A 26352-nucleotide genomic window follows, 5' to 3' on the forward strand; every position below is an offset into this window, starting at 1 on the left:
TGATTGTATGCTTCTATTTCATTACACTTCGTAATATCAAGATTCCTATTCTCGAAATTACAAACACGAAACTACCGAATAAGGTCGTTAAAAAGGAGACTTTTAGTCCACCGGCTAACAAAGCCGTATTTATTTCACTAAAACCTTCAATAGCATCAAAAGCACCAATCAGTCCGATTATAGAGGCCAAAAATCCCAATACTAATCCTAGTAAACTAACATCACTAACAAACTGAAGCATCCTTTTTGACTTTTCAGGATTGTCTTTTACACTTAAAAAGCCTTTAACTAAAAAAAAGAATGATAAGACTAAAGTCAAAAGTATGAGTGTCATAAAAACAGGACCACCATCCATAAATATGTTTATAAAAAATATTGAAAATAAAGAATAACTCTCAGATAAGAATTGTAAATGCATCGTGAACTGTTTTAATTGATTTATACTACAAACATAAGTTTGAAATCAATGTTAATTTTTTAAATGAGACAGATAACCAATTAAAGCCCTTAAATAACCATCATGTTAAATACACTTCTAAATTGGTCATTCGCCTATAATTTCCATATGAAACATAAATTTAAAGTATTATTGTATTATTGTTTCCAAATATGTCCAATAAAAAGCAGCTTTTAAATCTGATAGGAAGAATTTTACTTCACATTACCTTCTGGTTTGGAGTGCTTATATTTTATCTCTATTTTTTTGGAGTTGGATCAGAGAATTTTAATTATGTGCTCTCTTTTTCCCTTTATTTAATGCCTATTACTATTATTATAACCTATGTTTCAATTTATAAATTAATCCCTGATTATCTCGTAAAAAAACAATATGCTCTTTTTGCGCTTTATAGCATCTACACCCTAATTATTTCATCTTATTTAATTATATTTTCTGTTTTTTATGGATTGATTTATCTATCTCACTTTGAGTCAAAGAATATGGCGCCAATTAGTAAAAACATGTTTTTTATCATGGTAGCCGTGTATCTTGTAACCATCGTAGTGAGTGCCTTTAAAATGGTAAAACTCAATTTAAAAAATACTGAAAGAGCCAATAAACTTGAAACTAAAGTTTTAGAAACTCAATTAAAACTTAAAGAACAAGAACTTCAGTATTTAAAGATGCAAATCCACCCACATTTCTTATTTAATACTTTGAACACCTTATATGGTTTTGCTCTAAAAAAGGCTGATGAAACCCCAGAAATGATTATAAAGCTTTCTAACCTATTAGATTATTTATTGTATCAAGTGGAAAAACCTTTTGTTTTACTTAATGACGAAGTTAACCATATTAAAGACTATATAGACTTAGAAAAAATGCGTTTTAATGATTTCTTAGATATCACCTTTAACTCTACAGGGAATTTTGAAAAAACTAAAATTGCACCTATGTTATTATTGCCTTTTGTTGAAAATAGCTTTAAACATGGCGCCTTAAAAAATAGTATCCTATCAATTAAAATAAATCTCAACTTTCAAGATAATGTCCTTAAATTCTATATTGAGAATAATGCATCGGTAGAAAATCAATCTAAAAAAGGTATTGGATTGGATAATTTAAAAAAACGACTAAATTTATTATATAAAGACAATTATACGCTACACATTAGTTCAGATGAAGACCTTTTTAAAGTAAACCTATCACTAAAAACGATTTAAAACATGCAGAAACAGGAAACTATAGAGTGCTTAATTGTAGATGATGAGGCCATAGCCAGAGATATTTTGGTTACTCATTTATCTAAAATAGCAAATATTCATATTGTTTCTCAATGTAAAAATGCTTTAGAAGCTTTTAATTATATTAATACCCACAACATAGATCTTGTTTTTTTAGATATCAATATGCCTGAAATATCTGGAATTTCATTTGCAAAATCGATTAATAAAAAAATTAAAATAATTTTTACCACCGCCTATCGGGATTATGCCGTAGAAGGATTTGAATTAAAAGCGGTCGATTATTTATTAAAACCCATAACCTTTGAACGTTTGCTTCAAGCAATAAACACCTACTTTGGAGTTTACAACGATTCCAAACAAAATATCGTTTCTTCAACAGAAAAAATAGATTTCATTTTTGTGAAGGCTGATAGAAAAATGATAAAAATTGAATTTGAAGATATTATCTACATTGAAAGCCTTAGCGACTATATAAAATTGCACTTAAAAGATTCGACTATTGTTACCCGAGAAACTATAAGTGCTATTGAAGCCAAACTACCCTCTAATAATTTTTTACGAATTCACCGATCTTTTATAGTATCTCTTAAACATATTTCATCTTTTACTAATGAATATATAACAGTTCAAAACAAAGCATTAACCATTAGTAGAAGTTATAAAAAAGATGTTTTAAATCAATTGGAAGGCTACTAATGTATAGTAAATACTTAAAACAAGCACTATATGTTTAGAAAAGTCCTGAATGATTTATTTTAATCAATCTACCCACATCAATAAATTTTTAGTTTGATTTTTAGGAATTACATTATTTACATCTGTAAAAACCATAGTCAAACCTATGTTTTGAGTTATATCTAAATTTGAAAGTAAATTTTTTTCACAATTTAGATACCTTAGTGCTGTAAATGCTTCAATCCCTTTCAAACTTTTTATTTTTTTATTTGATACATCTAAATCGGTAATTAAAATAACATCACTTTGCAAAATATACCCATTAACAGTTTGGTCTGAATCAATCTTAAGATCAATTAAAGCTTTTTCAAAATTTGAATCAGGAATTTGAACTTTTTGCGAATAACTTGTAATACACCATAAGATGCACAATAAATATGTGAATAATTTCATAATTCGGTTGGTTTAGATTCCAATTTAAGAAAAATAAATCAAGCAATTAAATAAAAGTGTAATAAAATATAAAAAGCAACCCTTTTAAGGTTGCTTTTTATATTTTATTCAAATTGAATATTATATATGTAATGCTCTATCTTCAGTAGCCGCTAAAGCCGCTTCTTTAATAGCTTCAGTAAATGTAGGATGCGCATGAGACATTCTTGAAATATCTTCAGCACTTGCTCTATATTCCATAGCAACAACCGCTTCGGCAATCATATCGGCTGCACGAGCACCAACCATATGTACTCCAAGAATTTCATCTGTGTTTTTATCAGCTAAAATTTTTACAAATCCATCAATATCCATACTTGCTCTACTTCTACCCAACGCACGCATTGGAAATTGTCCTGTTTTGTATGCTACGCCAGCTTCTTTTAGTTGCTCTTCTGTTTTACCAACACTCGCTACTTCAGGCCATGTATAAACTACGCCAGGAATTAAATTATAATCAATATGAGGTTTTTGTCCTGCCAATATTTCGGCAACAAAAACACCTTCCTCTTCTGCTTTATGAGCTAACATAGCTCCTTTAACTACATCACCGATAGCATAAATATTTTTAACCGAGGTTTGCAAATGGTCGTTGACTTCTATTTGTCCACGTTCTGTTAACGTAACGCCAGCAGCTTCTGCATTTAAACCATCGGTATACGGCCTTCTACCAACCGATACTAAACAATAATCACCTTTAAACTCTACTTCTTCACCTTTTTTATTATCCGCTTTTACAATCACCTCATCTCCTTTTCGCTCAACAGATTTGACTTTATGCGAAGTGTTTATTTTGAATTTTTGCTTTTTCAAAACCTTGTTAAGTTCTTTTGAAAGTCCTGAATCCATGCTCGGAATAATTCGATTCATATATTCAATAACTGAAACTTCAGCACCTAAACGTTTATAAACCTGACCAAGCTCTAGTCCAATAACACCGCCACCAATCACTATTAAATGCTTAGGGATTTCTTCAAGTTTTAAAGCCTCTGTAGACGTTATAATTCGTTCTTTATCAATAGAAATAAACGGTAAACTTGATGGCTTACTACCGGTAGCAATAATCGTATTTTTTGCTTCAATCTCTAAAGTTTCCTTTCCTTTTACAGTAATATGAGTGGCATCCTTAAAACTTCCCAAGCCTTCATACACATCAATCTTATTTTTCTTCATTAAGAAATCTATACCAGACGTTGTTTGGTCTACTACCGCCTGCTTACGTGCAATCATTTGTTTTAAATTCACCTTAACTTCACCCGGAATATCAATTCCATGTTCTTCAAAATGCTTTATGGCATCTTCGTAATGATGAGAAGAATCTAAAAGTGCTTTACTTGGTATGCATCCAACATTCAAACAGGTTCCTCCAAGTGTAGCATATTTCTCTACAATTGCTGTTTTCATTCCTAATTGGGCACAACGTATGGCTGCTACATATCCTCCAGGTCCAGAACCAATTATGGCTACATCATATGAATTCATAAAATCTAAGTATTTTAAAAAATGAAAAACAAAAATACAAATGTTTTATGTTACTACAACAAAAATCAATTTTTAATAAACTAAGTAACAGTCATCATATAAAACCTTAAAAACTCGTTAATTATAAAAGGTAAACAACCTAAAATTATGTAGTTTTGTGTTCATGCAAAAAAACATCAACATACAAAACAAAAAGGCTCGGTTTCTATATGAAATATTAGATAAATATACTGCTGGTATTGTTTTAACTGGAACCGAAATAAAATCGATACGGAATAGTAAAGCGTCTATTTCTGAAAGTTTTTGTGAGTTTAACGAACGAGGTGAGCTTTTTGTTATTAACATGAACATTGAAGAATATATTTATGGCACTTATTACAATCATAGACCCAAAGCAGAGAGAAAACTTCTTTTAAATAAAAAAGAACTTAAAAAACTATACAAAGAAGTTCAAAACACCGGACTTACTATTATTCCCTTAAAATTATTTATTAATGATAAGGGCTATGCCAAACTAAATATTGCTTTAGCGAAAGGAAAAAAACTTTACGACAAACGCGAGACTATAAAAGACCGAGATAATAAACGTAATCTTGATCGTATAAAGAAAATATATAAATAAAAAGCATGAAAATATTTTTGTCATTTTTAATCATTTTTTCTTTTTCATTTACCTTAAATGCTCAAGATAATAAGGTGAAATCTGAAAAAGACACCACTCAAATTAATGTCATAGACAGCTCAAAAGTAAAAACACTTGATAGTACTATTAAAACCTTATACAATGTTATTTCAGGCGAAAAAGGTGTTAAAAGAAACTGGGAACTTTTTAAATATTTATTTAAGCCCGGCGCTAAATTGATTCCTTCGGGACAGTATAATGACAATATTTACAAAGTACGATACATGTCTCCTCAAGATTATATTGAAAGTTCGGGTGAATGGCTTATTAAAAACGGTTTTTTTGAAAAAGAGATTCACAGAGACGTGAACACTTTTGGAAATATAACACACGTTTTTAGCACATATGAATCTTTTGTAAGTGCCACTGATAAAAAACCCTTTATGCGGGGCATCAATAGCATTCAGCTTTTAAATGATGGTAAAAGATGGTGGGTTATTAATATTTACTGGACTCAAGAATCTGAAGAAAACCTTATTCCTAAAAAATATCTGGGTAAAAATTAAATCATGAGAAAAACGTTATCGGTATTTCTTATTTATCTTTTTACATGTTTTTCATGTATACAGAAGGTCGAGGAAAAAAAGATAGAAGTTTGGAAGAATGAAATTATCAAAACAGAACTTGATTTTTCCAATATGGCTCAAAAAGAAGGAATGGACAAGGCCTTCTTACATTATGTGGCTAATGATGGCGTACTACTTAGAAATGACAAGCTCATTAAAGGTAAAGACAACATAAGGTCATATATGAAAAGTAATACCTCAAAGGGATTGTCCTGGAAACCCGATTTTGTTGATGTGTCTGCTTCTGGAGATTTAGGTTACACCTATGGCAAATACAGGTACAGCTATCAGGATTCTTTGGGAAATAGCAAAATTAATGAAGGTGTTTTTCACACAGTTTGGAAACGGCAAATAAATGGTGTCTGGAAATTTGTTTGGGATTAATATGCTTTAATTCTTATCTTCCAATAAAGGTACAAAGCGGAATTCTCCAAATTCATGTTGTTCGAATTCTTTTTCTTCTTTTCTTATAAATAGGGTCATAATTTGAACATCATCCCCAACAGGAATTACTAGTTTTCCTCCTATTTTCAATTGGTTTAATAAAGATTTAGGTACAAAAGGGGCTCCTGCTGTCACTATAATACCATCAAAAGGAGCTTCTTCAGGTAAGCCTTTATAGCCATCTCCAAAAATCAGTTTTTTTGCACGATAGCCCAATACAGGAAGAAACTTACTTGTTTTCTTAAATAACTCCAATTGACGTTCTATACTATAAACTTTAGCACCTAATTTACACAAAACGGCCGTTTGATATCCACTTCCAGTTCCTATTTCAAGAATTTTATCCCCTTTTTTAACCAGTAACAATTCCGTTTGAAAAGCCACTGTATATGGTTGAGAAATGGTTTGATCTGCTCCAATAGGAAACGCTTTATCCTGATAGGCATGGTCTAAAAAACCAGAATCCATAAACAAATGTCTAGGAATATCACCTATAGCCTTAAGTACGTTTTCATCTTTTATTCCTTTGGCTTTTATAACATTAACCAACTGTTGTCTTAGTCCTTTATGCTTAAATGTATCTTTCAAATGTCGTCTTCTTTTCAATTTTAAAATTAGTCAAACATTTTTAGCTAAATGCAATTTATTTTGAATTAATTTTTCACAATTAAAGGATAAAATTTTAAAAGAATATTATGAAATTCATTCGTTAAATATGTTATTTTTGTTGAAAACCTAAAGAAAATGCTAAAAACTGGTGTTCTAGGTGCTGGTCACCTTGGAAAAATACATTTAAGACTCCTCAATCAATCTGAAAAATATAGCCTTGTTGGATTTTATGATGCCGATGTTGAAAACGGTAAAAAAGTAGAAGCCGAATTTGGTTATAAATTCTTTCATACTATCGAAGATTTAATTAATGCTGTAGATGTTGTTGATATTGTAACTCCTACGCTTTCACATTATGACTGTGCCATACAAGCCATAACCAAAGGCAAGCATATTTTTATTGAAAAACCAATCACGAATACCGTTGAAGAAGCAGAAAACATTAGAGCCTTATTAGCTGAAAATAATGTAAAAGGACAAGTGGGGCATGTTGAACGGTTTAATCCTGCTTTTACTGCGGTTAAAAATGATATTCATGAACCCATGTTTATAGAAACACATCGATTGGCGGAATTTAATCCTCGTGGTACTGATGTTCCTGTTGTTTTAGATTTAATGATTCATGATATTGATATTATTTTAAGTGTCGTTAAATCAAAAGTGAGCCATGTATCTGCAAGCGGTGTTTCAGTAATAAGTGATACACCAGATATTGCTAATGCACGTATTGAGTTTGAAAATGGTTGTGTAGCGAACTTAACAGCCAGCAGGATTTCTTTAAAAAATATGCGTAAAACACGTTTCTTTCAAAAAGATGCGTATATATCTATTGACTTCCTTGAAAAAAAATGCGAAGTTGTAAAAATGAAAGATGCGCCCGAAGTGCCCGGAGATTTTGATATGGTACTTCAAAATGCTGAAGGTGTTAAAAAACAAATTTATTTTGATAACCCTAGTATTACTAATAATAACGCTATTCTAGATGAATTAGAATCTTTTGCTGATGCCATTAATAATAATTCAAAACCCATTGTAACACTTCATGATGGCACTGAAGCCTTACGTGTTGCAACTCAAATCATAAATTGTTTTAAATAAATCTAATCACATGAAAAATGTTGCTGTCATTGGTGCTGGAACCATGGGAAATGGTATTGCACATACTTTTGCTCAAAGCGGATTTAGAGTACAACTTATTGATGTAAGTGAAAATGCCTTAAAAAAAGGTATTGAAACCATTACTAAAAATCTGGATAGAATGGTTGCTAAAGATATTATTAATGATTCTCAAAAAGCAGAAACTTTATCAAATATCAGCACATTCTCAAGTATAAATGAAGGCGTTGAATATGCTAGTTTAGTAGTTGAAGCAGCCACTGAAAATATTGACTTAAAACTCAACATTTTCAAACAACTCGATGGAGCTTGTCCTGAAGGGACTATTCTGGCTACTAACACCTCCTCTATTTCGATTACACAAATTGCATCGGTAACTTCAAGACCAGACCACGTTATTGGGATGCACTTTATGAACCCTGTACCCATGATGAAATTGGTTGAAATTATTAGAGGTTACAACACTAGTGATGACGTGACTAAAACCATTATGGACTTATCTAAAACTTTAGGTAAAATCCCCGTTGAAGTAAATGATTACCCAGGTTTTGTAGCTAATCGTATTTTAATGCCGATGCTTAATGAATCTATTGAAACCTTATATAATGATGTAGCAGGTATTCATGAAATTGACACCGTTATGAAACTCGGTATGGCACACCCAATGGGACCATTACAACTAGCAGATTTTATAGGATTAGACGTTTGCCTTTCTATTTTAAATGTGATGTATGAAGGTTTTAAAAATCCAAAATATGCACCTTGCCCATTATTAGTTAATATGGTTAGTGCTGGTAAATTAGGTGTAAAATCTGGTGAAGGCTTCTATGATTATTCTGAAAGTAGAAAAGCAGAAAAAATTGCGAAGCAGTTTATAAAGTAATTAGTTTTTTGTCGTTAGATATTAGTACCTAACGTCAATTGTCTAGAGTCCATAATATGTCTAAAATAATTCCTTTTAAAGCAGTACGGCCAACCAGAGCCATTGTAGGTTTGGTTGCATCGCGATCTTACCAAAGTTATACAATAGAAGAACGTGAAGCTCGAATGAGCTACAATCCTTATACGTTTCTCCATATTGTTAATCCTGGTTATAAATACGACCAAGTGATTACCGGAGAAGAACGTTATAAACTGGTAAAAAATAGATATTTAGAATTTAAGGAAGATAGCGTGTTCATTCAGGATGACAAACCCTCATTTTACGTCTATAAAATTGTGAACAGACACCATCAAACATTTAATGGTATAATAGCTGCTACCAGTGCCGAAGATTATGAAAAAGATGTCATTAAAAAACATGAAGACACTATTGAATTAAGAGAAGAAACCTTTAAAAATTACTTAAAAACTGTAGGCTTCAATGCAGAACCAGTCCTACTAACCTACCCTGACAACAATAAAATTGAATCCATCATAAAAGAAACTCAAAAAAAACATTCTGAATATGAGTTTACCATGACTTATAAAGACACCCATTACTTATGGAAAATTGATGATGAAACCATTATTAAAATCATACAGGATGAGTTTAAAAAAATAGACACTATTTATATTGCAGACGGACATCACAGATCGGCATCCTCTTATTTATTATATCAGGAAGAAAAAAACAAAAACCCAAATCATACCGGAGCTGAATCCTATAATTTCTTCATGTCGTATTTAATTCCAGAATCAGATTTGGTTATACACGAATTCAATCGATTAGTTAAAGACCTCAACGGTTTATCGAAAGAAGCCTTTTTAATTGAGTTAGATGCAAATTTTAGAATACAAAATAGAGGAAATACACCATATACACCAACAAGGCAGCATCATTTTAGTATGTATTTAGATGGTGATTTTTATTCATTGTATTTAAGAAAAACCACCTATGATTTTAAAACTTCATTAGATGCTTTAGATACTCAAATTTTATACAAAACCATTTTAAAACCCATATTAGGAATTAATGATTTACGTAACGATGACCGTATTTCCTATATGCACACACATGGGATGAAAGAAATGGTAAACATAAAAGGCAGTGTTGATAGTGGTGAATTTAAAGTAGGTTTTGGAATGTGTGCCACAACCATAGAAGAGATGAAACAAATTGCAGACGATGGCTTAAAAATGCCTCCTAAAAGTACTTATATTTTACCCAAACTTAGAAGCGGAATCACTATTTATGAATTTTAAAAATATTGATTTGTTTAGTTGTTAAATCGTTTAGGAATGTACAACTGAATTACAATCACCTTAATCATAATAAATGTCAATTAAAGAAAATCTAAATAATATAAAATCCTCTTTACCAGAACATGTTACACTTGTTGCTGTTTCAAAAACAAAACCCGTCCCAGATTTAATGGAAGCCTACCATGCCGGACAACGCATATTTGGAGAAAATAAAATTCAGGAAATGGTTAGTAAGTTTGAAGAAATGCCAAAAGATATAGCGTGGCACATGATTGGTCATGTTCAAAAAAACAAGGTCAAATATATGTCGTCTTTTGTATCATTAATTCATGGCGTTGATAACATTAAGCTTTTAAAAGAAATCAACAAACAAGCTTTAAAACATGATAGAATTATTGATTGCTTGCTTCAAATAAAAATAGCTTCAGAAGATTCTAAATTTGGAATGACACCCAATGATGCTAATACGTTATTACAATCTGAAACACTTTCAGGGTTGAAAAATATAAGGATAACAGGGCTTATGGGAATGGCAACATTTACAGATGACACCAATCAAATAAAAAAAGAATTTAACATTTTAAAACATACGTTTGACACCTTAAAGCCGCTTAAAATTTTTAACTTTAAACCTGAAATTATTTCCATGGGCATGAGTGGTGATTATCGTATTGCCATTGATTGTGGTAGTACGATGATTCGTGTTGGAAGTAGTATTTTTGGAGAACGGAATTACGACTAAGTTTTTAAAAGAACGATTGAAATAAATTAAATAGAATTCCGAGACTTAAAAAAGTCTGGCAATGACACATCAACAAAAAACAAATAAACGCATAGACATTTTTTGTACGCAATATTAGACATAGAAACAACGGGTGGAAAGTATAATGAAGAAGGAATTACTGAAATTGCTATCTACAAATATGACGGTCACCAAGTAGTTGATCAATTTATAAGTCTTGTAAATCCTGAAAGAGATATCCAACCTTTTGTAGTAAATCTGACTGGAATTAATAGTAATATGCTGCGAAACGCACCAAAATTTTATGAAGTTGCGAAACGTATTGTTGAAATTACTGAAGATTGTATTCTTGTCGCCCATAATGCGCAGTTTGATTACAGAATACTGGTCACAGAATTTAAACGACTAGGTTTTGATTACTCAAGAGAATCTCTTTGCACTGTTGAATTAGCGAAAACACTTATTCCCAATCAAGCGTCTTATAGCTTAGGGAAATTAGTGCGCTCATTAGGTATTCCAGTAACAGACAGACACAGGGCTTCTGGTGACGCCATTGCTACGGTTAAATTATTTAAAATGTTAATTGACAAAGATTCCTCAAAAAATATTATTCAGGAATCTATAAGAAAGAATCCAAAGTTACAATTAGAACCAAGACATATCGATATTATTGAACAATTACCATCTATTACAGGTGTTTATTATATTCATAAATCTGATGGAGAAATCATTTATATTGGAAAAAGTAATAACATAAAAAAACGTATTAATCAACATTTCACGAATTCAAATCATAAATCAAAAAAAATACAACTTCACGCTGCCGCTGTAAGCTATGAAGCCACAGGGAGTGAATTGGTAGCCCTATTAAAAGAAAGCGAAGAAATTAAGCGAAATAAGCCAATTTATAATCGTGCTTTAAGGCGAACCGTTTTTACACATGCTCTTTATAGTTTTGTAGATGATAATAACTATATTAATTTAAAAATTGACAAAGTAGATGGTAGAAAAAAACCCATTACAACCTTTAGTAATAGAGATAGTGCCAAAAACTTTATAAACAATACTATAGAGGAATATAATTTATGTCAAAAGCTAACAGGGCTTTATAAAACAAAAAATAGTTGTTTTAAATTTGATATTAAAGAATGTAATGGAGCTTGCGTTGGTCAAGAACCTTATGAAGAATACAATAAACGGGTTGAAGCTTTAATTAAAAAAAATAGCTACAGAAATAAAAACATGGTTATTGTTGATAAAGGACGAGACATTGATGAGCGCAGTGCTATTTTAATTGAAAATGGTATTTTTAAAGGGTTAGGTTTTTTTAATTTAAACTACCAAATAAATAATATAGAAGTCTTGGAATCTATTATTACGCGCATGGAAAATAATAGAGATACACAACATATTATTCAGAACTACATGAGAAGAAATAAACGATTAAAAATTGTACAACTCAATAATAATCAATAGTTGTAAAATCTTTTCTTATTTTTGAATCTATGGCTAATGATAAAAAAAACTGGAAAACAAAACTTCATGAAATAATTTATGAAGCGGATACACCTGCGGGTAAACTTTTCGATATTGTTTTACTTTTTACTATAATCGCTAGTATTATTTTAGTCATGCTTGAAAGTGTTAAAAGTATCGACGCTAAATTTCATAACCTTTTAAACATAAGTGAATGGATTATAACCATTCTCTTTAGCTTTGAATACGTTGCAAGAATTATTACCGTAAAAAGACCTTTAAAATACATCACAAGTTTTTATGGTATTATTGATTTTTTGTCAACCGTTCCTAAATACATATCATTAATTTTTGGTGGTGTACATGCTTTAGCAGCTTTACGAGCATTACGTTTGTTAAGGGTTTTCAGAATTTTAAAATTAGCACGCTATCTAGGTGCTTCAAATAATTTAGTATCAGCTCTGAAAGCTAGTCGAGCTAAAATATTCGTGTTTTTATTCGCCGTTCTTATCATGTCAATAATTTTTGGAACTATTATGTATCTGGTTGAAGGGGAAGAAAATGGTTTTACGAATATTCCTAAAAGTGTGTATTGGTGTATCGTTACTCTTACAACCGTAGGTTTTGGTGATATCGCTCCACAAACCCCATTGGGTCAACTTATAGCCACACTCATTATGATTTTGGGTTATGGTATCATTGCCGTTCCAACAGGTATTGTATCTGCAGAATATACCAATCAAAGCAAATCAAAACCTGTTTTAGAAAAAGGCACTGTTCATCTTAACACGCAATCTTGTCCAAACTGTTCTGCTGAAAAGCATAAAGACAATGCTGAGTTTTGCTATAATTGTGGTTATAAGTTAAATCATGAGTAAATTTCTCATTTCTATTGTTGGTCCTACAGCTATTGGCAAAACAAACTTATGCATCAAACTTGCTCAATATTTTAAAACAGATATAATTTCAGCTGATTCAAGACAGTTTTTTAAAGAAATGTCTATTGGTACAGCAGCACCATCTAAAGATGAGCTACAAGCGGCCAAACATCATTTTATTCACCACAAATCTATAAACGACCCTTATAATGTTGGTGCTTTTGAAAAAGAAGCTTTGCAAACCTTAAAAAGCATTTTCAAAACAAAAGATATCGTTATTATGGTTGGTGGCTCTGGCCTTTATATTGATACTGTTACGAAAGGTCTAGATAAATTTCCTAGTGTTGATAGTAGTATAAGAGCACGATTAAATACTGATTTAGAAACAAAAGGTCTTTCGTTTTTGCAAGAACAACTAAAAACTTTGGATACTGAAAGTTATAATACAATAGCTATTGATAATCCGCATCGGGTTATTCGTGCTTTAGAAATTTGTATTGGTGCGGGAAAGCCTTTTTCCTCATTCTTAAATAAAGACAAATCAAAACGCCCTTTTCAAACGATTACTATTGGCTTACGTGCAGATCGTGACATTATTTATAGCAGAATTAACAAACGTGTGGATATAATGATAGAAGAAGGTTTGATTGATGAGGCCAAAGAATTATACCCTTATAAATCTCTGAATGCCCTAAACACTGTTGGTTACAAAGAACTTTTCAATTATTTTGAGGGTAGTTGGACACTAGACTTTGCTATCTTAGAAATCAAGAAAAACACGCGTCGTTTTGCAAAACGTCAATTAACGTGGTTTAAAAAAGATAAAAGCATTTTATGGTTTGATTTTGAATCTTCTATTGAGGAAATCATTTCAGAAATAAATAAAAAGATTATGCCGTAATAATTTTCTCATCACTAATTACCATGCTGATGCAATTTTAATTAATTTTGATAAGCAATTATTTTTACAATCATAATGTTAGATTTTTTATTTACCAGTGATGCCATCATGGCACTTCTCACCTTAACTTTTTTAGAAATCATTTTGGGGATTGATAATATTGTGTTTATTTCAATTGCAGCTAATAAGTTACCCGAAAATCAGCGTAGTAAAGCCACCAATATAGGTTTACTTGTCGCCATGCTTCAGCGCATCATGTTACTTTTTTTTGTGTCGTTTTTGGTAAGTCTTAAAGATCCATTTTACATTGTTCAACTTAATTGGTTATATATTGCTATCAGTTGGCAAGCCATTATATTATTTGGTGGAGGTCTATTCCTAATTTATAAAAGTACTTCAGAGATTCATGAAAAAGTAGAATCACCAAAACATGATGAAAACCAATTGAAAGAAAAAAAAATTAAGTCTTTATCGCAAGCTATTGTCCAAATTTTGATTATTGATTTTATATTTTCAATTGATTCTATTTTGACTGCTGTAGGAATGACAAATGGGCTGCACGAAAATCATAATTACAATTTAGTGTTAATGATTATTGCAGTCGTTATTTCAATAGGAATTATGATTGGATTTGCAAATCCTATTCGTAAGTTTATAGATGAACATCCTAGTATGCAACTTTTAGGTTTAGCCTTTTTAATACTTATAGGGTTTATGCTTATTACCGAATCGGCTCATTTATCACACACAAAATTATTTGGAAACGAAGTCGGGGCTATTCCTAAAGGCTATTTATACTTTGCCATTGCATTCTCTTTATTTGTGGAATTTTTAAGTTTTAAAGTAAATAAGAAAAAATAATATTTAATTAGTTTTCTAATACGATTGGACATCTTAGTTGTAATATTTATTCTACCATTCCCATTATCTAAAAATATTAGGATAGCAGAAATATAAAAACTTAAAAATAAAATCTTATCACTGTAACATTCTTTAAAAAAGGTTCTCTTTTTTTCATATAAATCTAAATAATATTAATTCTTCTCAATTTAAATTTGTTAATATGTTATACATAGTACTGTAACAATTTTAAAAATCAGTCGTCTATACAATATATAACAACAATCATTAAACTATAAAAATCATGAAAACAGTAAACAACTATCAATTTTCAGAGCATCCTAATAATTCAAAAAGTAATTATTGGAATACTAAAAGACGATACAGATAGTAATCGTTAAAAAAACCATCAACAATCAAATAGTGAAAATTATGACAACATTAATCGTAAACAATTCAAAGGAAAGCATAAAACAAAGAAACTCAATACATGTAGGATTTAGTAAAAGACTACACTATTCTAATTATAATAAACTTCAAACTAATTTTCATTCCGCATGATAACTATAATCATAACTCTAATAGCTTTTATAATTAACATTATTGAAGTCATATTATTTTAAAAATAACCAAACCAAAAATCAAAACTAACATATCATGAACCAAACAGGAATGGATAAAAAAATTGAAAAAAAAACCTGGAATCAGAAAAGAATTTTAACACTTACTAGTGTCATATTTGTTCTGATTCTTTCTTCTTTTGGATTGAAGGTATTTAACAAAAAAATATACAAAGTTGAGGCATCAAAAATTTCGATTAAAAAGGCTTTTGAAGGTGATTTTCAGGATGTTATACTAATTGATGGCGATGTAGAACCCATCGATTTAGTTTTGGTGAATACACTTGAAGGCGGAACCGTAGAAGAAATTTTTATTGAAAACGGTGTTTATGTTGAAAAAGGAACTCCTTTATTGCGTTTAAGCAATCCTACAGCCACCTTGGGATATATGAATCAAGAAACAGCCATCGTAGAACAAATAAATAACCTAAGAAGTTTAAAACTTTCTCTAGAAAAAGATCAACGAGACTTGAAAGAATCTTTAATTGATAGTGAAAACAGTCTTGCCGAGGTTCAACGTAATTACAAAGTCGATTCTGTTTTATATTCAAAAGATATCATTGCTAAAAATGATTTTATTGAAAGACAAGAATCTTATAAATATCTTAAGAACAAAAGAGACTTTATGAACACGAATGTCATAAAAAGTACTCAAGATAATTTATTACAAATTGATCAGATTAATACGTCTATATCATTGATGCAACGTAATTTAAATTTAATTCGTGAAAATATAGAAAAACTACTTGTAAAAGCTCCTACCGCTGGCATGCTATCTAGTTTTGACCCTGACATAGGAGAATCTTATAATAAGAGTCAAACCGTTGCTAAAATTGATGTACAATCAGGATTTAAAGTTAAAGGGCTTGTAGATGAATATTATCTGAGTTCCGTTAAATCTGGCCAACTAGCAAACTTTTCTTTTAATGGTGGGCTTCTCAATTTAAGGGTAAACAAAGTGTTTCCAGAAGTGAAAAGTAGAAAATTTGAAATAGAATTAGTATTTGAAAATGACATTCCCAAAGACATTACAATTGGACAATCAGTTCAAGTTAGGCTAGAGCTTTCAAAGTCTAAAAAATCAATCATGATTCCACGAGGAAATTACTTCCAAGCTTCAGGTGGCCAATATGTGTTTGTATTGGATGGAAAGGGTGAAGCTCATAAGCGTTATATAAAATTAGGAAATCAAAACCCTAGTTACTATCAAGTTCTTGAAGGAATCAATGCGAATGAAGAATTTATTTCATCGTCTTATGACGACTTTAAAAACTATGAAACAATCAAAATTAATCAATAAAAAAACGAACAGATGATCAAGTTAAAAAATCTTACTAAAATTTACAGAACAGATGAATTAGAGTCAACTGCTTTAAATCAAGTGTCTTTTGAAATCAACTCAGGTGAGTTTGTGTCTATTATGGGACCTTCTGGCTGCGGAAAATCAACCTTATTAAACATTTTAGGAATGTTGGATAAACCAGAAAGTGGAAGCTATGAGTTTCTTGGTAAAGAAATAGCTCAATACAATGAAAAGCAAAGGTCTGAAATACGTAAAAAAAATATTGGGTTTATTTTTCAAAACTTTAACCTAATAGACGAGTTAACTGTTTTTGAAAATATTGAATTACCACTTATTTACAATAATATTAGTAGTTCCGAGCGAAAAAAAAGAGTCGATGACATCATTCAAAAAATTGGAGTCGCCCATCGTTCAAATCATTATCCTCAACAATTATCCGGAGGACAACAACAACGTGTAGCTGTAGCTAGAGCGCTGATAACAGAACCAGAATTAATCTTGGCTGATGAGCCAACAGGAAATTTAGATAGTTCTCATGGTAACGAAGTTATGGATTTATTATGCAAGCTTAATGAGTCGGGAACAACCATTATAATGGTAACACATTCTGCCCATGATGCGAGCTACTCAAACAGAACTATTAATTTGTTAGATGGGCAAATAGTCGCTCAAAAGGAAATCAAGTTAAGTCGAGCTGCTGTTTAAATTAAAAATTAAAACCATGTTTAAAAATTATTTAAAAGTAGCTTTAAGAAGCCTTAATAAAAACAGAATTTATGCCTTCATAAATATTCTAGGATTAGCATTAGGATTAGCGGTAACCATACTTGTTTTTTTGTTTATTAAAGATGAAACAAGTTATGAGAAACACTGGAATGGATATGAACGCATATACAGAACTGGTATAAAAGCCGATATGATGGGACAAAAAATGGATGCTCCTGTTTCCTGTAGCCCCATGGCAAATACCCTTAGAACAGAATTCACCGATGTTGAATCAGCCACCAGAATACAAACTGGAAGACAGGAAATATTAATGCGTCACGATCAAACCAAAGTTTATATTCAACATGTTGCTCAAGCAGATAGTTCATTCTTTAATGTCTTTAATTATGAATTTGTTCATGGAGATCCAAAAACGGCTCTTAAAGAAACAAATTCTATTGTATTGACTGAAAAAACTAAAAGTAAATTATTTGGAGATCAAAGTGCCATGGGAGAAGTGGTTAATTATGATAACAGACGAGACTTAATCGTTACCGGAATTGTAAAAGAACCTCAAGGGCATGCTCATTTTAATTTTGATTTATTTGTATCTGATAATGAGGTAAGCAATATTTGGATAAATAATGGTTGGAACACCTATTTAAAACTAAAAAAGGGAGCTGATTTTAATTCATTTAAAACCCAAATGAAAACTAACTTTATGAAAAAAATTGAACCAGATGTTGAACGGTTTTTAAAAGTTAGTGTAGATGAATTCTTAAAACAAGGAAACGCTTTTGAATATCAGCTTATGCCTATAAAAGATATTCATTTATATTCTCAAAAAGACTTCGAGATTCAACAAAATGGAAATATTATGTACATCTATGTGTTCTTAGGTATTGCCATTTTAGTTCTTATCATTGCAGGAATTAATTTTATGAATTTGTCAACAGCACGTTCAGGTAAACGCGCTAAAGAAGTTGGTGTTAGAAAAGTGTCTGGAGCCTCCAGAAAGATGTTGATTACTCAATTCTTAGTAGAATCGGTTATTCAAAGTGTTATCGCGTTATGTCTAGCTTACATACTTGTTATCATACTATTACCCGGATTCAATAATGTTTTAGAAACAAATATTACTTTATTGAATGAGTATTTTAGTCAAACCTTACTTTTTTCAATTATTATCACATTATTTTATGGACTCTTTGCAGGAAGTTATCCAGCTTTTTTCTTATCATCATTTAAACCTATTTCTGTTTTAAAAGGAGATTTTACCAAATCTAAAAATGGTGCATTTTTAAGAAAATCCCTTGTTGTTACACAATTTACAGCCTCAACTATTTTAATTATTGGGATGATTATTATTTTTAAACAAATTGATTTTTTACATAATAAAGATATTGGATTTAAAGGAGATCAAGTTATTATAGTTCCAATCCAAACCGATCAAATGGCTAATAACTTTAGAGACTACAAGAGCATCTTCTTAAAAAACAGTCATGTTCAAAATATTTCAAGAGCATCGTTTTTTCCTGGCGACCTTCCTAATCAAAGTATGTATGCATTAGAGGGAAGTCAAGAGCAATTACCACTTTGGAATATGAACGTAGATTATGATTTTTTTAAAACCATGAGCATTAAATTGGCCGAAGGACGATTTTTTAATAGAGAACAAGATTCAGATTCCATTCCAACCTTCATATTAAATGAAACTGCGGTAAATAATTTGAATATAAAAAATCCATTAGAAAAGCGATTAGGTACATTTATTAATAACAATGGAGACAAAAAATACGGAAATATTGTAGGTGTTGTAAAAGATTTCCATATTGAAGGATTTAACCAACCTATTCGTCCTATGGTACTACAAATTAGCAACTATACCTGGTTTACTGCTTTTAAAATTTCACCAGAAAACACAAGCTCTACTATCAGTTTTATAGAAGACGAATGGAATAAATTAGAGCCTACTCATCCTTTTAGGTATACTTATTTGGATAAGAAATTTGGAGCGTTATTAAGACAGCAAGAAAATTTTGGTACTATGTTTTTGTTTTTAACTATTCTTGCTATTATAATATCTGCCATGGGTTTATATGGATTAGCCTCTTATACAGCCGAACAGAGAACGAAAGAGATTGGTATACGAAAAGTTCTGGGAGCTTCGGTTTCTCAAATCATGAAAATGCTAACCAAAGACTTTGTTAAACTGGTGCTTATCGCCAATATTTTTGCTTGGCCTATAACATTTTTATTAGCAAAAAATTGGTTATCAAACTTTTCATATCAAATTGACATGCCGTTTTTACCATACGTTTTTGCCACTTTGCTCGCGCTTATTATTGCCATAATAACAGTTAGCACTCAGGCCTATATTGCAGCAAATTCAAATCCAGTTAATTCATTAAAATATGAATAAAAAATAAGCGTTTTATAGAAGTTTACAAAAACCCTTTAAATAGGGTTTTTGTTTCTTTTTTGGTTAAAATAAAGTTATTTGTCCTTGATCATCTTTTTCATGGTCATCAGAACCTGAGTCTTTTGATTTTGACTCATTATCAACTTCATTAGACACCACAGTTTCTTCGTCAACAACCTCTAACTCATCGGCATGAACTTCCTCTGGAGCTTCATAAGGAAGCGGATCTAGCAAATTAATCTGTTTTACTTTATCAGTAGTTAATTGATTTCCTTGAGCCTTTATTCCCTTTATGGCAATAAACTCTTCAAGATTGACTTCTAAATCTTCTTTTTGATCTTTACCACGTTCTTTGGCAAAAACAACTTCAGCTCTTGGTATCCAATCTGTTGAAATAATTTCTAATTGCGATTTTTGATGTTCAGAAATAAAGATTTCTTCTTTGTTTTCATTTTCAATTAAAAACCGCTTTACATTATAGCGTTCCTTTTCTCCATCATAATAAATCGCAGAAATTGGCTTTTTGGGAATCCATTTTTCTAGCACAATCATATCGCTATCAAAATGAGTAGTAAGTTCTGGTAAAATAGTCTTTACAATACCCGATTGTGTAATAATTAACAATCTGTCTTCTCCCCTAAATTCACCAAGTAAATCACCTCGTTCATCAACATTTAACCGCTGAACTGTATCATCAAACCAAATTTTTCTTGGTTTTAAAGTGGAGATTCCTTTCTCTTTAAGTTCAATTTTTCTAACGGTATATTTAGTAACCAAATTTCCTTTAGAATTTCTGCCCTTTATTAAAATATCAGCGAAGTCTAAATCCCATTTTAATTTTTTTATACTCCCTACTTGTCTTAAAAGAATGGTTACTAATTCTGCCTCACCATTAGGATTTGCAGAGAAATATAAAACTGATGAACCTTTGTTTCCTTTGGTTAAATCATATTCCTTATCTCTAGTAATACTAGTTACAGCAAAACGTTTTACATAAGATGGTCCTTTCGCTCCATCTTTATAAATCATGTTATAAATAGTTCGATTATCTTTTTTATCAAACACCTCAACATGAATAATATCTTTACCTACAAAGGTTTTTGCATCTACTTTGGTAATCATCATTTTACCATCTTTAGTAAACACAATAATATCATCAATATCGCTGCAATCGCACACATACTCATCTCGCCTTAACGATGTCCCAATAAAACCTTCCTCTCTATTTACATAAAGTTTTGTATTTCGAATCACCACTTTAGTAACATCGACATCATCAAAGGCTCTGATTTCTGTTTTACGTTCACGACCCTTTCCATAATCTTTCTTAAGCCCTGTGAAATATGCAATCGCATAATCAATAAGATTATCAAGATGGTGTTTCACTTTTGCAATCTGATCTTCTAAAGCATCAATTTTTTGTTGGGCTTTATCGATATCAAATTTTGAAATACGTTTTATACGAATTTCTGTTAAACGCTCTATATCATCCTGAGTAATGGCTCGTTTTAAATGTTTAATATGTGGTTTTAATCCTTTATCAATAGCAGTAATAACGCCTTCCCAAGTTTCTTCTTCTTCAATATCACGATAAATTCTATTCTCAATAAATATGCGTTCTAACGAAGCAAAATGCCACTGTTCTTCAAACTCATCTAATTTTATTTCTAAATCACTTTTAAGTAAATGAACCGTATTATCTGTTGAACGCCTCAACATTTCGGTGACTCCTACAAAAAGTGGTTTATTGTCTTCAATCACGCAACCTAAAGGCGAAATAGAACTTTCACAGTTGGTGAATGCGTAGAGTGCATCTATTGTTTTGTCTGGTGAAATTCCTGAAGGCAAATGAACTAATATCTCAACATCAGCAGCAGTATTATCTTCTATTTTTTTGATTTTTATTTTGCCTTTGTCATTAGCCTTTAAAATAGAATCAATTAAAGATGTGGTATTGGTACCAAAAGGGATTTCAGTAATTACCAACATGTTTTTATCAAGTTGGGATATTTTGGCTCTAACTCTAACCTTACCACCGCGCAATCCATCTTTGTAATCACTTACATCAATAATGCCTGCCGTAGGAAAGTCTGGATATAAAATGAATTTCTTCCCTTTCAAATGCTTAATGGAAGCATCAATTAGTTCGATAAAATTATGTGGTAATATTTTCGTTGATAACCCTACTGCAATACCTTCACCTCCCTGTGCTAAAAGCAAAGGAAACATGACTGGTAAATTTACCGGCTCTTTTCTACGTCCATCATAAGACGCCTGCCATTCTGTAATTTTTGGGTTGTAAACAACGTTTAATGCAAATTTTGAAAGTCTGGCTTCTATATATCTTGATGCCGCAGCACTATCACCAGTAAGTATATTACCCCAGTTTCCCTGAGTATCAATTAATAAATCTTTCTGACCAATTTGAACCATGGCATCAGCAATACTCGCATCTCCATGTGGATGATATTGCATAGTATGCCCTACAACATTAGCAACTTTATTATAACGACCATCATCCAAATCCTTCATAGAATGCATAATGCGACGTTGAACAGGTTTAAAACCATCTTCAATTGCTGGAACTGCACGCTCTAAGATAACATACGATGCATAATCTAAAAACCAATCCTTATACATTCCCGTAACACGAGTAATGGTTTCTTGAGGCTCTTCTTGGTTATTAGTTAAATCGTTGTCTTGGTCTTCTGTCATTAAAAATTACTTCTTTTTAGGTGTGCCATTAAGCATAACCCTTCCAACTGTTCTCAATCTATGCATTTGTTCTGTACTTGTATGAGTGTGTAAATACTCATAAGACCGTTTTTTAAAACCTGTTTTTTCTTTAGAATATAACATAATAATTACGTTTGTTTGTTAATGTAAAATAATAACTTTTTTGCATTTTTACAACCCAAATAATAGCTGTTTTAAGGCACAAATTGATTCTTATTATTTTATACTACAAAGTTAGCTATCTTCTGCAATTAAATCAAGTTCAACCTTAAGATTATCTATAATAAATTCTTGACGTGTTGGCGTGTTTTTTCCCATATAAAAAGACAATAATTCTTCTATTGACATATTATCATCTAACATTACTGGATCTAATCGGATATCTTCTCCAATAAAATACTTAAATTCATCTGGAGAAATTTCTCCTAATCCTTTAAAACGAGTTATTTCTGGTTTTGGTTTTAATTTATCAATTGCGTCTCGCCTTTCTTCATCTGAGTAACAATAAATGGTTTCTTTTTTATTTCTTACCCTAAACAATGGTGTTTGCAAAATATACAAATGTCCTTCTTTAATTACTTCAGGAAAAAATTGTAAAAAGAACGTTATTAATAGTAATCTAATATGCATACCATCAACATCGGCATCCGTTGCAATAACCACATTATTGTATCTTAAATCTTCTAAAGATTCTTCAATATTTAGGGCTGCCTGTAACAAGTTAAACTCTTCATTCTCATAAACAATTTTTTTAGTTAACCCATAGCAATTCAAAGGCTTTCCTTTCAAACTAAAAACAGCCTGTGTATTCACATCTCTTGATTTGGTGATACTTCCAGAAGCTGAATCCCCCTCTGTTATGAACAAGGTGGTTTCTAAGTTCCTTTCACTTTTAATATCGCCGAAATGAATTCTACAATCACGTAGTTTTTTGTTGTGAAGACTGGCTTTCTTAGCTCTGTCTTTTGCTAACTTTCTAATACCCGATAATTCTTTACGTTCACGCTCAGCTTGAAGAATTTTACGTTGAATTTTTTCGGCTGTCTCAGGATTTTTATGAAAATAATTATCAAGATAGGTTTTTACAAAGTCGTTAATATATGTTCTAACAGTAGGTAAATCACCCCCCATATCTGTAGAACCCAGCTTCGTTTTGGTTTGACTTTCAAAAATAGGTTCCATAACTTTGATGGCTATGGCAGTTACTACTGATTTTCTTATATCTGAAGCATCATAATTTTTTCCAAAAAACTCTCTAATCGTTTTTACCAATGCTTCTCTAAACGCATTTAGATGCGTACCCCCTTGCGTCGTGTTTTGGCCATTTACAAATGAATGATATTCTTCACTGTATTGTGTTTTACTATGAGTAAGAGCTACTTCAATATCATCACCACGTAAATGAATGATAGGGTACAATAAATCTGAATCTTTTATGGTTTCGCTTAATAAGTCTTTTAAGCCATTTTCACTAAAATATTTTTCACCATTAAAAATAATGGTTAGACCCGGATTGAGATATACATAATTTTTAAGCATTTTAACGATGTACTCATTTCTGTACTTGTAATTTTTAAAAATGCTTAAATCTGGAATAAACGATACTTTGGTTCCCTTGCGACGAGACGATTCTTCCAATAGTTCTTGATTGGTTAAATTACCTTGTTCGAATTCAGCAGACGCCGATTTATTATCTCTTGTAGATTCTACTCTAAAGAATGATGATAAGGCATTGACAGCTTTGGTACCAACCCCGTTTAAACCAACCGACTTTTTAAAAGCTTTTGAATCATACTTACCACCCGTATTCATCTTTGAAACAACATCAACTACTTTTCCAAGAGGAATGCCTCGTCCAAAATCTCTAACAGTTACTTTATTTCCCTGAATAGAAATCTCAATGGTTTTTCCTGCACCCATCACAAACTCATCTATTGAGTTATCTAATACTTCTTTTAGCAGAATATAAATACCATCATCTGGTGAAGAGCCATCACCAAGTTTACCAATATACATTCCAGGACGCATACGAATATGCTCCTTCCAGTCTAGTGATCGAATATTGTCTTCAGTATAATTGGATTGTTCAGCCATTGATTTTGAGCAAAAATTTAATGATGGTTGCTAATATAATATTTCGAAGTAAAAAATAAAACAGCCTTTAAACAAAGTAATTAACAATAAAAAACGAATCTTGTTGAGAACATTAAATCTTAAGCTATCGATTTAAAGTAAAGCAATTATTTTTTCTTGCTTAAAGATACTAATGAAATTCCAATTATTACTGCAAAAGCCCCTAATAATTGTATAATGGTTAATTGCTCATTTAAAAAGATAGCAGCCAAAATAATGGTTGAAATTGGACCAACAGCGGCAAAAACAGCAAAATTAGAAGAACTAATTAATTTTATGGAAGTTGACACTAAAAAAGAAGGAATAACCGTTGCAAATACGGCTATGAAAAAGCCCAATAAATACACTTTCCAAGGGTAATTAAAAAGGTTAATTGGGTTCGTAATACCATAATGAATAAATACGCAAATACAAGATACTATCATGGCGTATGCCGTAAATTTAGCCACTCCAAATTTAGGAATTAACCAACCACTTCCTGATAAATACGCCGCATAGGTAATGGCACAAAGCAATATAAAAAACCCTCCTAAATAGGTATCGTTACCAGATATAGTGACTTCATTCCAAAAAGCAATTATAATACCTACATACGTTAAAACGATCGCAAATACTTGATTTTTAGTTATAGACTGTTTTAAAAATATTTTATTGAATAGAAGTACAATGGTTGGATATATAAACAAGATGATTCGTTCTAAACTGGCCTTGATATAAACTAATCCTACAAAATCAAAATAACTCGATAAATAATAACCTATAAAACCAAAAAACACAAGCCATAAATAATCGTTTTTTATTAACGTAACACCATTAGTGTTTTTACGATATAAAAATGCAATCACTGCATAAAATGGAAATGAAAATAGCATCCTAAAAAGTAAAATACTAACCGCATCAACCTTATATTGATAAGCTAATTTTACCATAACGGCTTTTGATGAGAACATGACTATTCCCAGAATGCCAATAAAAACGCCGTAGATAAAAGTTTTAGCAGATGACATAAGACAAATGTAAAACTGGGCAACGTGTAATAATTATAAAATATGGATTAATTACGATATTCAAACGTATTATAAAGGCAAAAACTAAACGTTGAAAAGAAAATGCATCACATCACCATCTTTTACAATGTAGTTCTTTCCTTCAACACGCATTTTACCAGCTTCTTTTACTTTAGCTTCACTACCATACGATTCAAAATCATTATAAGCAATAACCTCTGCTCTAATAAATCCCTTTTCAAAATCGGTATGAATAACACCTGCTGCTTGTGGTGCTGTGGCTCCAACATCGATAGTCCAAGCTCTCACTTCTTTCACACCTGCTGTAAAATAGGTTTGTTGCTTTAAAAGTTTATAAGCAGAGCGAATCAATTTAGCAGAACCTGCTTCATCTAATCCTATATCTTGAAGAAACATTTGACGTTCTTCATAATCATCTAATTCATTAATATCGGCTTCGGTTCCTACGGCTAAAACCAATACTTCGGCCTCTTCATCTTTTACAACTTCTTTTACCAAATCAACATACGCATTCCCAGACACCGCAGAACCTTCATCTACATTACACACATACATAACTGGTTTATCGGTAATAAACTGTGATGGATTTACAAAATCATTATAATCATCTTCACTAAACTCAAGGGTTCTAA

The 26352-nt window shown here is 31.3% G+C and carries 25 protein-coding genes; 16 read left to right on the plus strand and 9 right to left on the minus strand.

Translation table 11 applies throughout. The features are described 5' to 3' along the window. Positions 1-13 precede the first annotated feature (13 nt). A complete protein-coding gene (locus AC15TD_RS08290) occupies positions 14-418 on the minus strand; it encodes a MotA/TolQ/ExbB proton channel family protein (RefSeq protein ID WP_484451670.1) in 405 nt (134 codons plus the stop codon). Positions 419-609: 191 nt separating this feature from the next. On the opposite strand from AC15TD_RS08290, the gene AC15TD_RS08295 reads away from it, so the two are divergent. Both AC15TD_RS08295 and AC15TD_RS08300 read left to right on the plus strand, forming a co-directional pair. Beyond that, a complete protein-coding gene (locus AC15TD_RS08295) occupies positions 610-1662 on the plus strand; it encodes a sensor histidine kinase (protein ID WP_484451671.1) in 1053 nt (350 codons plus the stop codon). A gap of 3 nt (positions 1663-1665) precedes the next feature. After that, entirely contained in the window at positions 1666-2382 is a 717-nt protein-coding gene (locus AC15TD_RS08300; protein ID WP_484451672.1) for a LytR/AlgR family response regulator transcription factor, read from the plus strand. Between the two features lie 63 nt (positions 2383-2445). Here the strand turns inward: AC15TD_RS08300 and AC15TD_RS08305 are convergent, their stop codons facing one another. Next, entirely contained in the window at positions 2446-2814 is a 369-nt protein-coding gene (locus AC15TD_RS08305) for a hypothetical protein (RefSeq protein ID WP_484451673.1), read from the minus strand. 120 nt (positions 2815-2934) lie between these two features. After that, the gene (gene lpdA / locus AC15TD_RS08310; RefSeq protein ID WP_484451674.1) at positions 2935-4335 is read right to left on the minus strand and encodes a dihydrolipoyl dehydrogenase; all 1401 of its coding nucleotides are present in this window, start codon (positions 4333-4335) and stop codon (positions 2935-2937) included. A gap of 163 nt (positions 4336-4498) precedes the next feature. Here lpdA and smpB point away from each other — a divergent pair, with 163 nt between their 5' ends. From smpB to AC15TD_RS08325, 3 genes are read left to right on the plus strand one after another with little or no spacing between them, the layout of a single operon-like run. Further along, complete coding sequence (gene smpB, locus AC15TD_RS08315; RefSeq protein WP_484451675.1) at positions 4499-4957, plus strand: SsrA-binding protein SmpB; 459 nt, start codon at positions 4499-4501, stop codon at positions 4955-4957. 5 nt (positions 4958-4962) lie between these two features. Then, on the plus strand, positions 4963-5523 hold the full coding sequence (locus AC15TD_RS08320; RefSeq protein WP_484451676.1) for a hypothetical protein: 561 nt from the start codon (positions 4963-4965) through the stop codon (positions 5521-5523). Positions 5524-5526: 3 nt separating this feature from the next. Then, on the plus strand, positions 5527-5967 hold the full coding sequence (locus tag AC15TD_RS08325; protein WP_484451677.1) for a YybH family protein: 441 nt from the start codon (positions 5527-5529) through the stop codon (positions 5965-5967). Between the two features lie 6 nt (positions 5968-5973). On the opposite strand, the gene AC15TD_RS08330 is transcribed toward AC15TD_RS08325, so the two are convergent. Then, positions 5974-6615, minus strand: coding sequence for a protein-L-isoaspartate(D-aspartate) O-methyltransferase (locus tag AC15TD_RS08330; protein ID WP_484451678.1), 642 nt, complete (start codon positions 6613-6615; stop codon positions 5974-5976). 156 nt (positions 6616-6771) lie between these two features. On the opposite strand from AC15TD_RS08330, the gene AC15TD_RS08335 reads away from it, so the two are divergent. The 11 genes from AC15TD_RS08335 (at position 6772) to AC15TD_RS08385 (ending at position 19823) form a co-directional block, all read left to right on the plus strand. Next, complete coding sequence (locus AC15TD_RS08335) at positions 6772-7734, plus strand: Gfo/Idh/MocA family protein (RefSeq protein WP_484451679.1); 963 nt, start codon at positions 6772-6774, stop codon at positions 7732-7734. Between the two features lie 10 nt (positions 7735-7744). Then, positions 7745-8635, plus strand: a complete 891-nt coding sequence (locus AC15TD_RS08340; protein WP_484451680.1) for a 3-hydroxyacyl-CoA dehydrogenase family protein — start codon at positions 7745-7747, stop codon at positions 8633-8635. A gap of 56 nt (positions 8636-8691) precedes the next feature. Further along, a complete protein-coding gene (locus AC15TD_RS08345; RefSeq protein ID WP_484451681.1) occupies positions 8692-9936 on the plus strand; it encodes a DUF1015 domain-containing protein in 1245 nt (414 codons plus the stop codon). 73 nt (positions 9937-10009) lie between these two features. Then, entirely contained in the window at positions 10010-10678 is a 669-nt protein-coding gene (locus AC15TD_RS08350; RefSeq protein WP_484451682.1) for a YggS family pyridoxal phosphate-dependent enzyme, read from the plus strand. Between the two features lie 102 nt (positions 10679-10780). Next, the gene (locus AC15TD_RS08355) at positions 10781-12154 is read left to right on the plus strand and encodes an exonuclease domain-containing protein (protein ID WP_484451683.1); all 1374 of its coding nucleotides are present in this window, start codon (positions 10781-10783) and stop codon (positions 12152-12154) included. A gap of 29 nt (positions 12155-12183) precedes the next feature. Continuing rightward, a complete protein-coding gene (locus AC15TD_RS08360) occupies positions 12184-13032 on the plus strand; it encodes an ion transporter (protein ID WP_484451684.1) in 849 nt (282 codons plus the stop codon). Further along, positions 13025-13933: a tRNA (adenosine(37)-N6)-dimethylallyltransferase MiaA gene (gene miaA, locus AC15TD_RS08365; protein WP_484451685.1), complete on the plus strand. Its 909-nt coding sequence runs from the start codon at positions 13025-13027 to the stop codon at positions 13931-13933. Before AC15TD_RS08360 ends, miaA begins: the two co-directional genes overlap by 8 nt. A 75-nt stretch (positions 13934-14008) precedes the next feature. Further along, entirely contained in the window at positions 14009-14794 is a 786-nt protein-coding gene (locus AC15TD_RS08370) for a TerC family protein (protein ID WP_484451686.1), read from the plus strand. A 636-nt stretch (positions 14795-15430) separates the two neighbouring features. Beyond that, complete coding sequence (locus tag AC15TD_RS08375) at positions 15431-16693, plus strand: efflux RND transporter periplasmic adaptor subunit (protein ID WP_484451687.1); 1263 nt, start codon at positions 15431-15433, stop codon at positions 16691-16693. A gap of 12 nt (positions 16694-16705) precedes the next feature. Continuing rightward, positions 16706-17401, plus strand: coding sequence for an ABC transporter ATP-binding protein (locus AC15TD_RS08380; protein WP_484451688.1), 696 nt, complete (start codon positions 16706-16708; stop codon positions 17399-17401). Positions 17402-17417: 16 nt separating this feature from the next. Next, positions 17418-19823 (plus strand): ABC transporter permease, encoded by a 2406-nt coding sequence (locus AC15TD_RS08385; RefSeq protein WP_484451689.1) that lies wholly within the window; start codon positions 17418-17420, stop codon positions 19821-19823. A gap of 63 nt (positions 19824-19886) precedes the next feature. Here AC15TD_RS08385 and AC15TD_RS08390 read toward each other — a convergent pair whose 3' ends face one another. From AC15TD_RS08390 to AC15TD_RS08410, 5 genes are all read right to left on the minus strand, one after another. After that, positions 19887-22538, minus strand: a complete 2652-nt coding sequence (locus AC15TD_RS08390) for a DNA gyrase/topoisomerase IV subunit A (RefSeq protein ID WP_484451690.1) — start codon at positions 22536-22538, stop codon at positions 19887-19889. A gap of 6 nt (positions 22539-22544) precedes the next feature. Then, on the minus strand, positions 22545-22682 hold the full coding sequence (locus AC15TD_RS08395; protein ID WP_484451691.1) for a hypothetical protein: 138 nt from the start codon (positions 22680-22682) through the stop codon (positions 22545-22547). A 111-nt stretch (positions 22683-22793) separates the two neighbouring features. Next, positions 22794-24653, minus strand: coding sequence for a DNA topoisomerase IV subunit B (locus AC15TD_RS08400; RefSeq protein WP_484451692.1), 1860 nt, complete (start codon positions 24651-24653; stop codon positions 22794-22796). A gap of 146 nt (positions 24654-24799) precedes the next feature. Further along, positions 24800-25699, minus strand: coding sequence for a DMT family transporter (locus AC15TD_RS08405; RefSeq protein WP_484451693.1), 900 nt, complete (start codon positions 25697-25699; stop codon positions 24800-24802). Positions 25700-25783: 84 nt separating this feature from the next. Beyond that, positions 25784-26352, minus strand: a 569-nt coding sequence (locus AC15TD_RS08410) for a DUF933 domain-containing protein (RefSeq protein ID WP_484451694.1), incomplete at its 5' end; no start/stop codon positions are given.

The organism is Yeosuana sp. (genome assembly GCF_057126245.1).

What these genes read in the sequence shown, in the direction of transcription:
- AC15TD_RS08405 (WP_484451693.1), bottom strand. Translation starts at nt 25,699, where the DNA reads ATGTCATCTGCTAAAACTTTTATCTACGGCGTTTTTATTGGCATTCTG.
- smpB (WP_484451675.1), top strand. Translation starts at nt 4,499, where the DNA reads ATGCAAAAAAACATCAACATACAAAACAAAAAGGCTCGGTTTCTATAT.
- AC15TD_RS08390 (WP_484451690.1), bottom strand. Translation starts at nt 22,538, where the DNA reads ATGACAGAAGACCAAGACAACGATTTAACTAATAACCAAGAAGAGCCT.
- AC15TD_RS08375 (WP_484451687.1), top strand. Translation starts at nt 15,431, where the DNA reads ATGAACCAAACAGGAATGGATAAAAAAATTGAAAAAAAAACCTGGAAT.
- AC15TD_RS08320 (WP_484451676.1), top strand. Translation starts at nt 4,963, where the DNA reads ATGAAAATATTTTTGTCATTTTTAATCATTTTTTCTTTTTCATTTACC.
- AC15TD_RS08300 (WP_484451672.1), top strand. Translation starts at nt 1,666, where the DNA reads ATGCAGAAACAGGAAACTATAGAGTGCTTAATTGTAGATGATGAGGCC.
- AC15TD_RS08345 (WP_484451681.1), top strand. Translation starts at nt 8,692, where the DNA reads ATGTCTAAAATAATTCCTTTTAAAGCAGTACGGCCAACCAGAGCCATT.
- AC15TD_RS08295 (WP_484451671.1), top strand. Translation starts at nt 610, where the DNA reads ATGTCCAATAAAAAGCAGCTTTTAAATCTGATAGGAAGAATTTTACTT.
- AC15TD_RS08395 (WP_484451691.1), bottom strand. Translation starts at nt 22,682, where the DNA reads ATGTTATATTCTAAAGAAAAAACAGGTTTTAAAAAACGGTCTTATGAG.
- AC15TD_RS08380 (WP_484451688.1), top strand. Translation starts at nt 16,706, where the DNA reads ATGATCAAGTTAAAAAATCTTACTAAAATTTACAGAACAGATGAATTA.
- AC15TD_RS08340 (WP_484451680.1), top strand. Translation starts at nt 7,745, where the DNA reads ATGAAAAATGTTGCTGTCATTGGTGCTGGAACCATGGGAAATGGTATT.
- AC15TD_RS08400 (WP_484451692.1), bottom strand. Translation starts at nt 24,653, where the DNA reads ATGGCTGAACAATCCAATTATACTGAAGACAATATTCGATCACTAGAC.
- AC15TD_RS08360 (WP_484451684.1), top strand. Translation starts at nt 12,184, where the DNA reads ATGGCTAATGATAAAAAAAACTGGAAAACAAAACTTCATGAAATAATT.
- AC15TD_RS08385 (WP_484451689.1), top strand. Translation starts at nt 17,418, where the DNA reads ATGTTTAAAAATTATTTAAAAGTAGCTTTAAGAAGCCTTAATAAAAAC.
- lpdA (WP_484451674.1), bottom strand. Translation starts at nt 4,335, where the DNA reads ATGAATTCATATGATGTAGCCATAATTGGTTCTGGACCTGGAGGATAT.
- AC15TD_RS08350 (WP_484451682.1), top strand. Translation starts at nt 10,010, where the DNA reads ATGTCAATTAAAGAAAATCTAAATAATATAAAATCCTCTTTACCAGAA.
- miaA (WP_484451685.1), top strand. Translation starts at nt 13,025, where the DNA reads ATGAGTAAATTTCTCATTTCTATTGTTGGTCCTACAGCTATTGGCAAA.
- AC15TD_RS08335 (WP_484451679.1), top strand. Translation starts at nt 6,772, where the DNA reads ATGCTAAAAACTGGTGTTCTAGGTGCTGGTCACCTTGGAAAAATACAT.
- AC15TD_RS08370 (WP_484451686.1), top strand. Translation starts at nt 14,009, where the DNA reads ATGTTAGATTTTTTATTTACCAGTGATGCCATCATGGCACTTCTCACC.
- AC15TD_RS08290 (WP_484451670.1), bottom strand. Translation starts at nt 418, where the DNA reads ATGCATTTACAATTCTTATCTGAGAGTTATTCTTTATTTTCAATATTT.
- AC15TD_RS08325 (WP_484451677.1), top strand. Translation starts at nt 5,527, where the DNA reads ATGAGAAAAACGTTATCGGTATTTCTTATTTATCTTTTTACATGTTTT.
- AC15TD_RS08305 (WP_484451673.1), bottom strand. Translation starts at nt 2,814, where the DNA reads ATGAAATTATTCACATATTTATTGTGCATCTTATGGTGTATTACAAGT.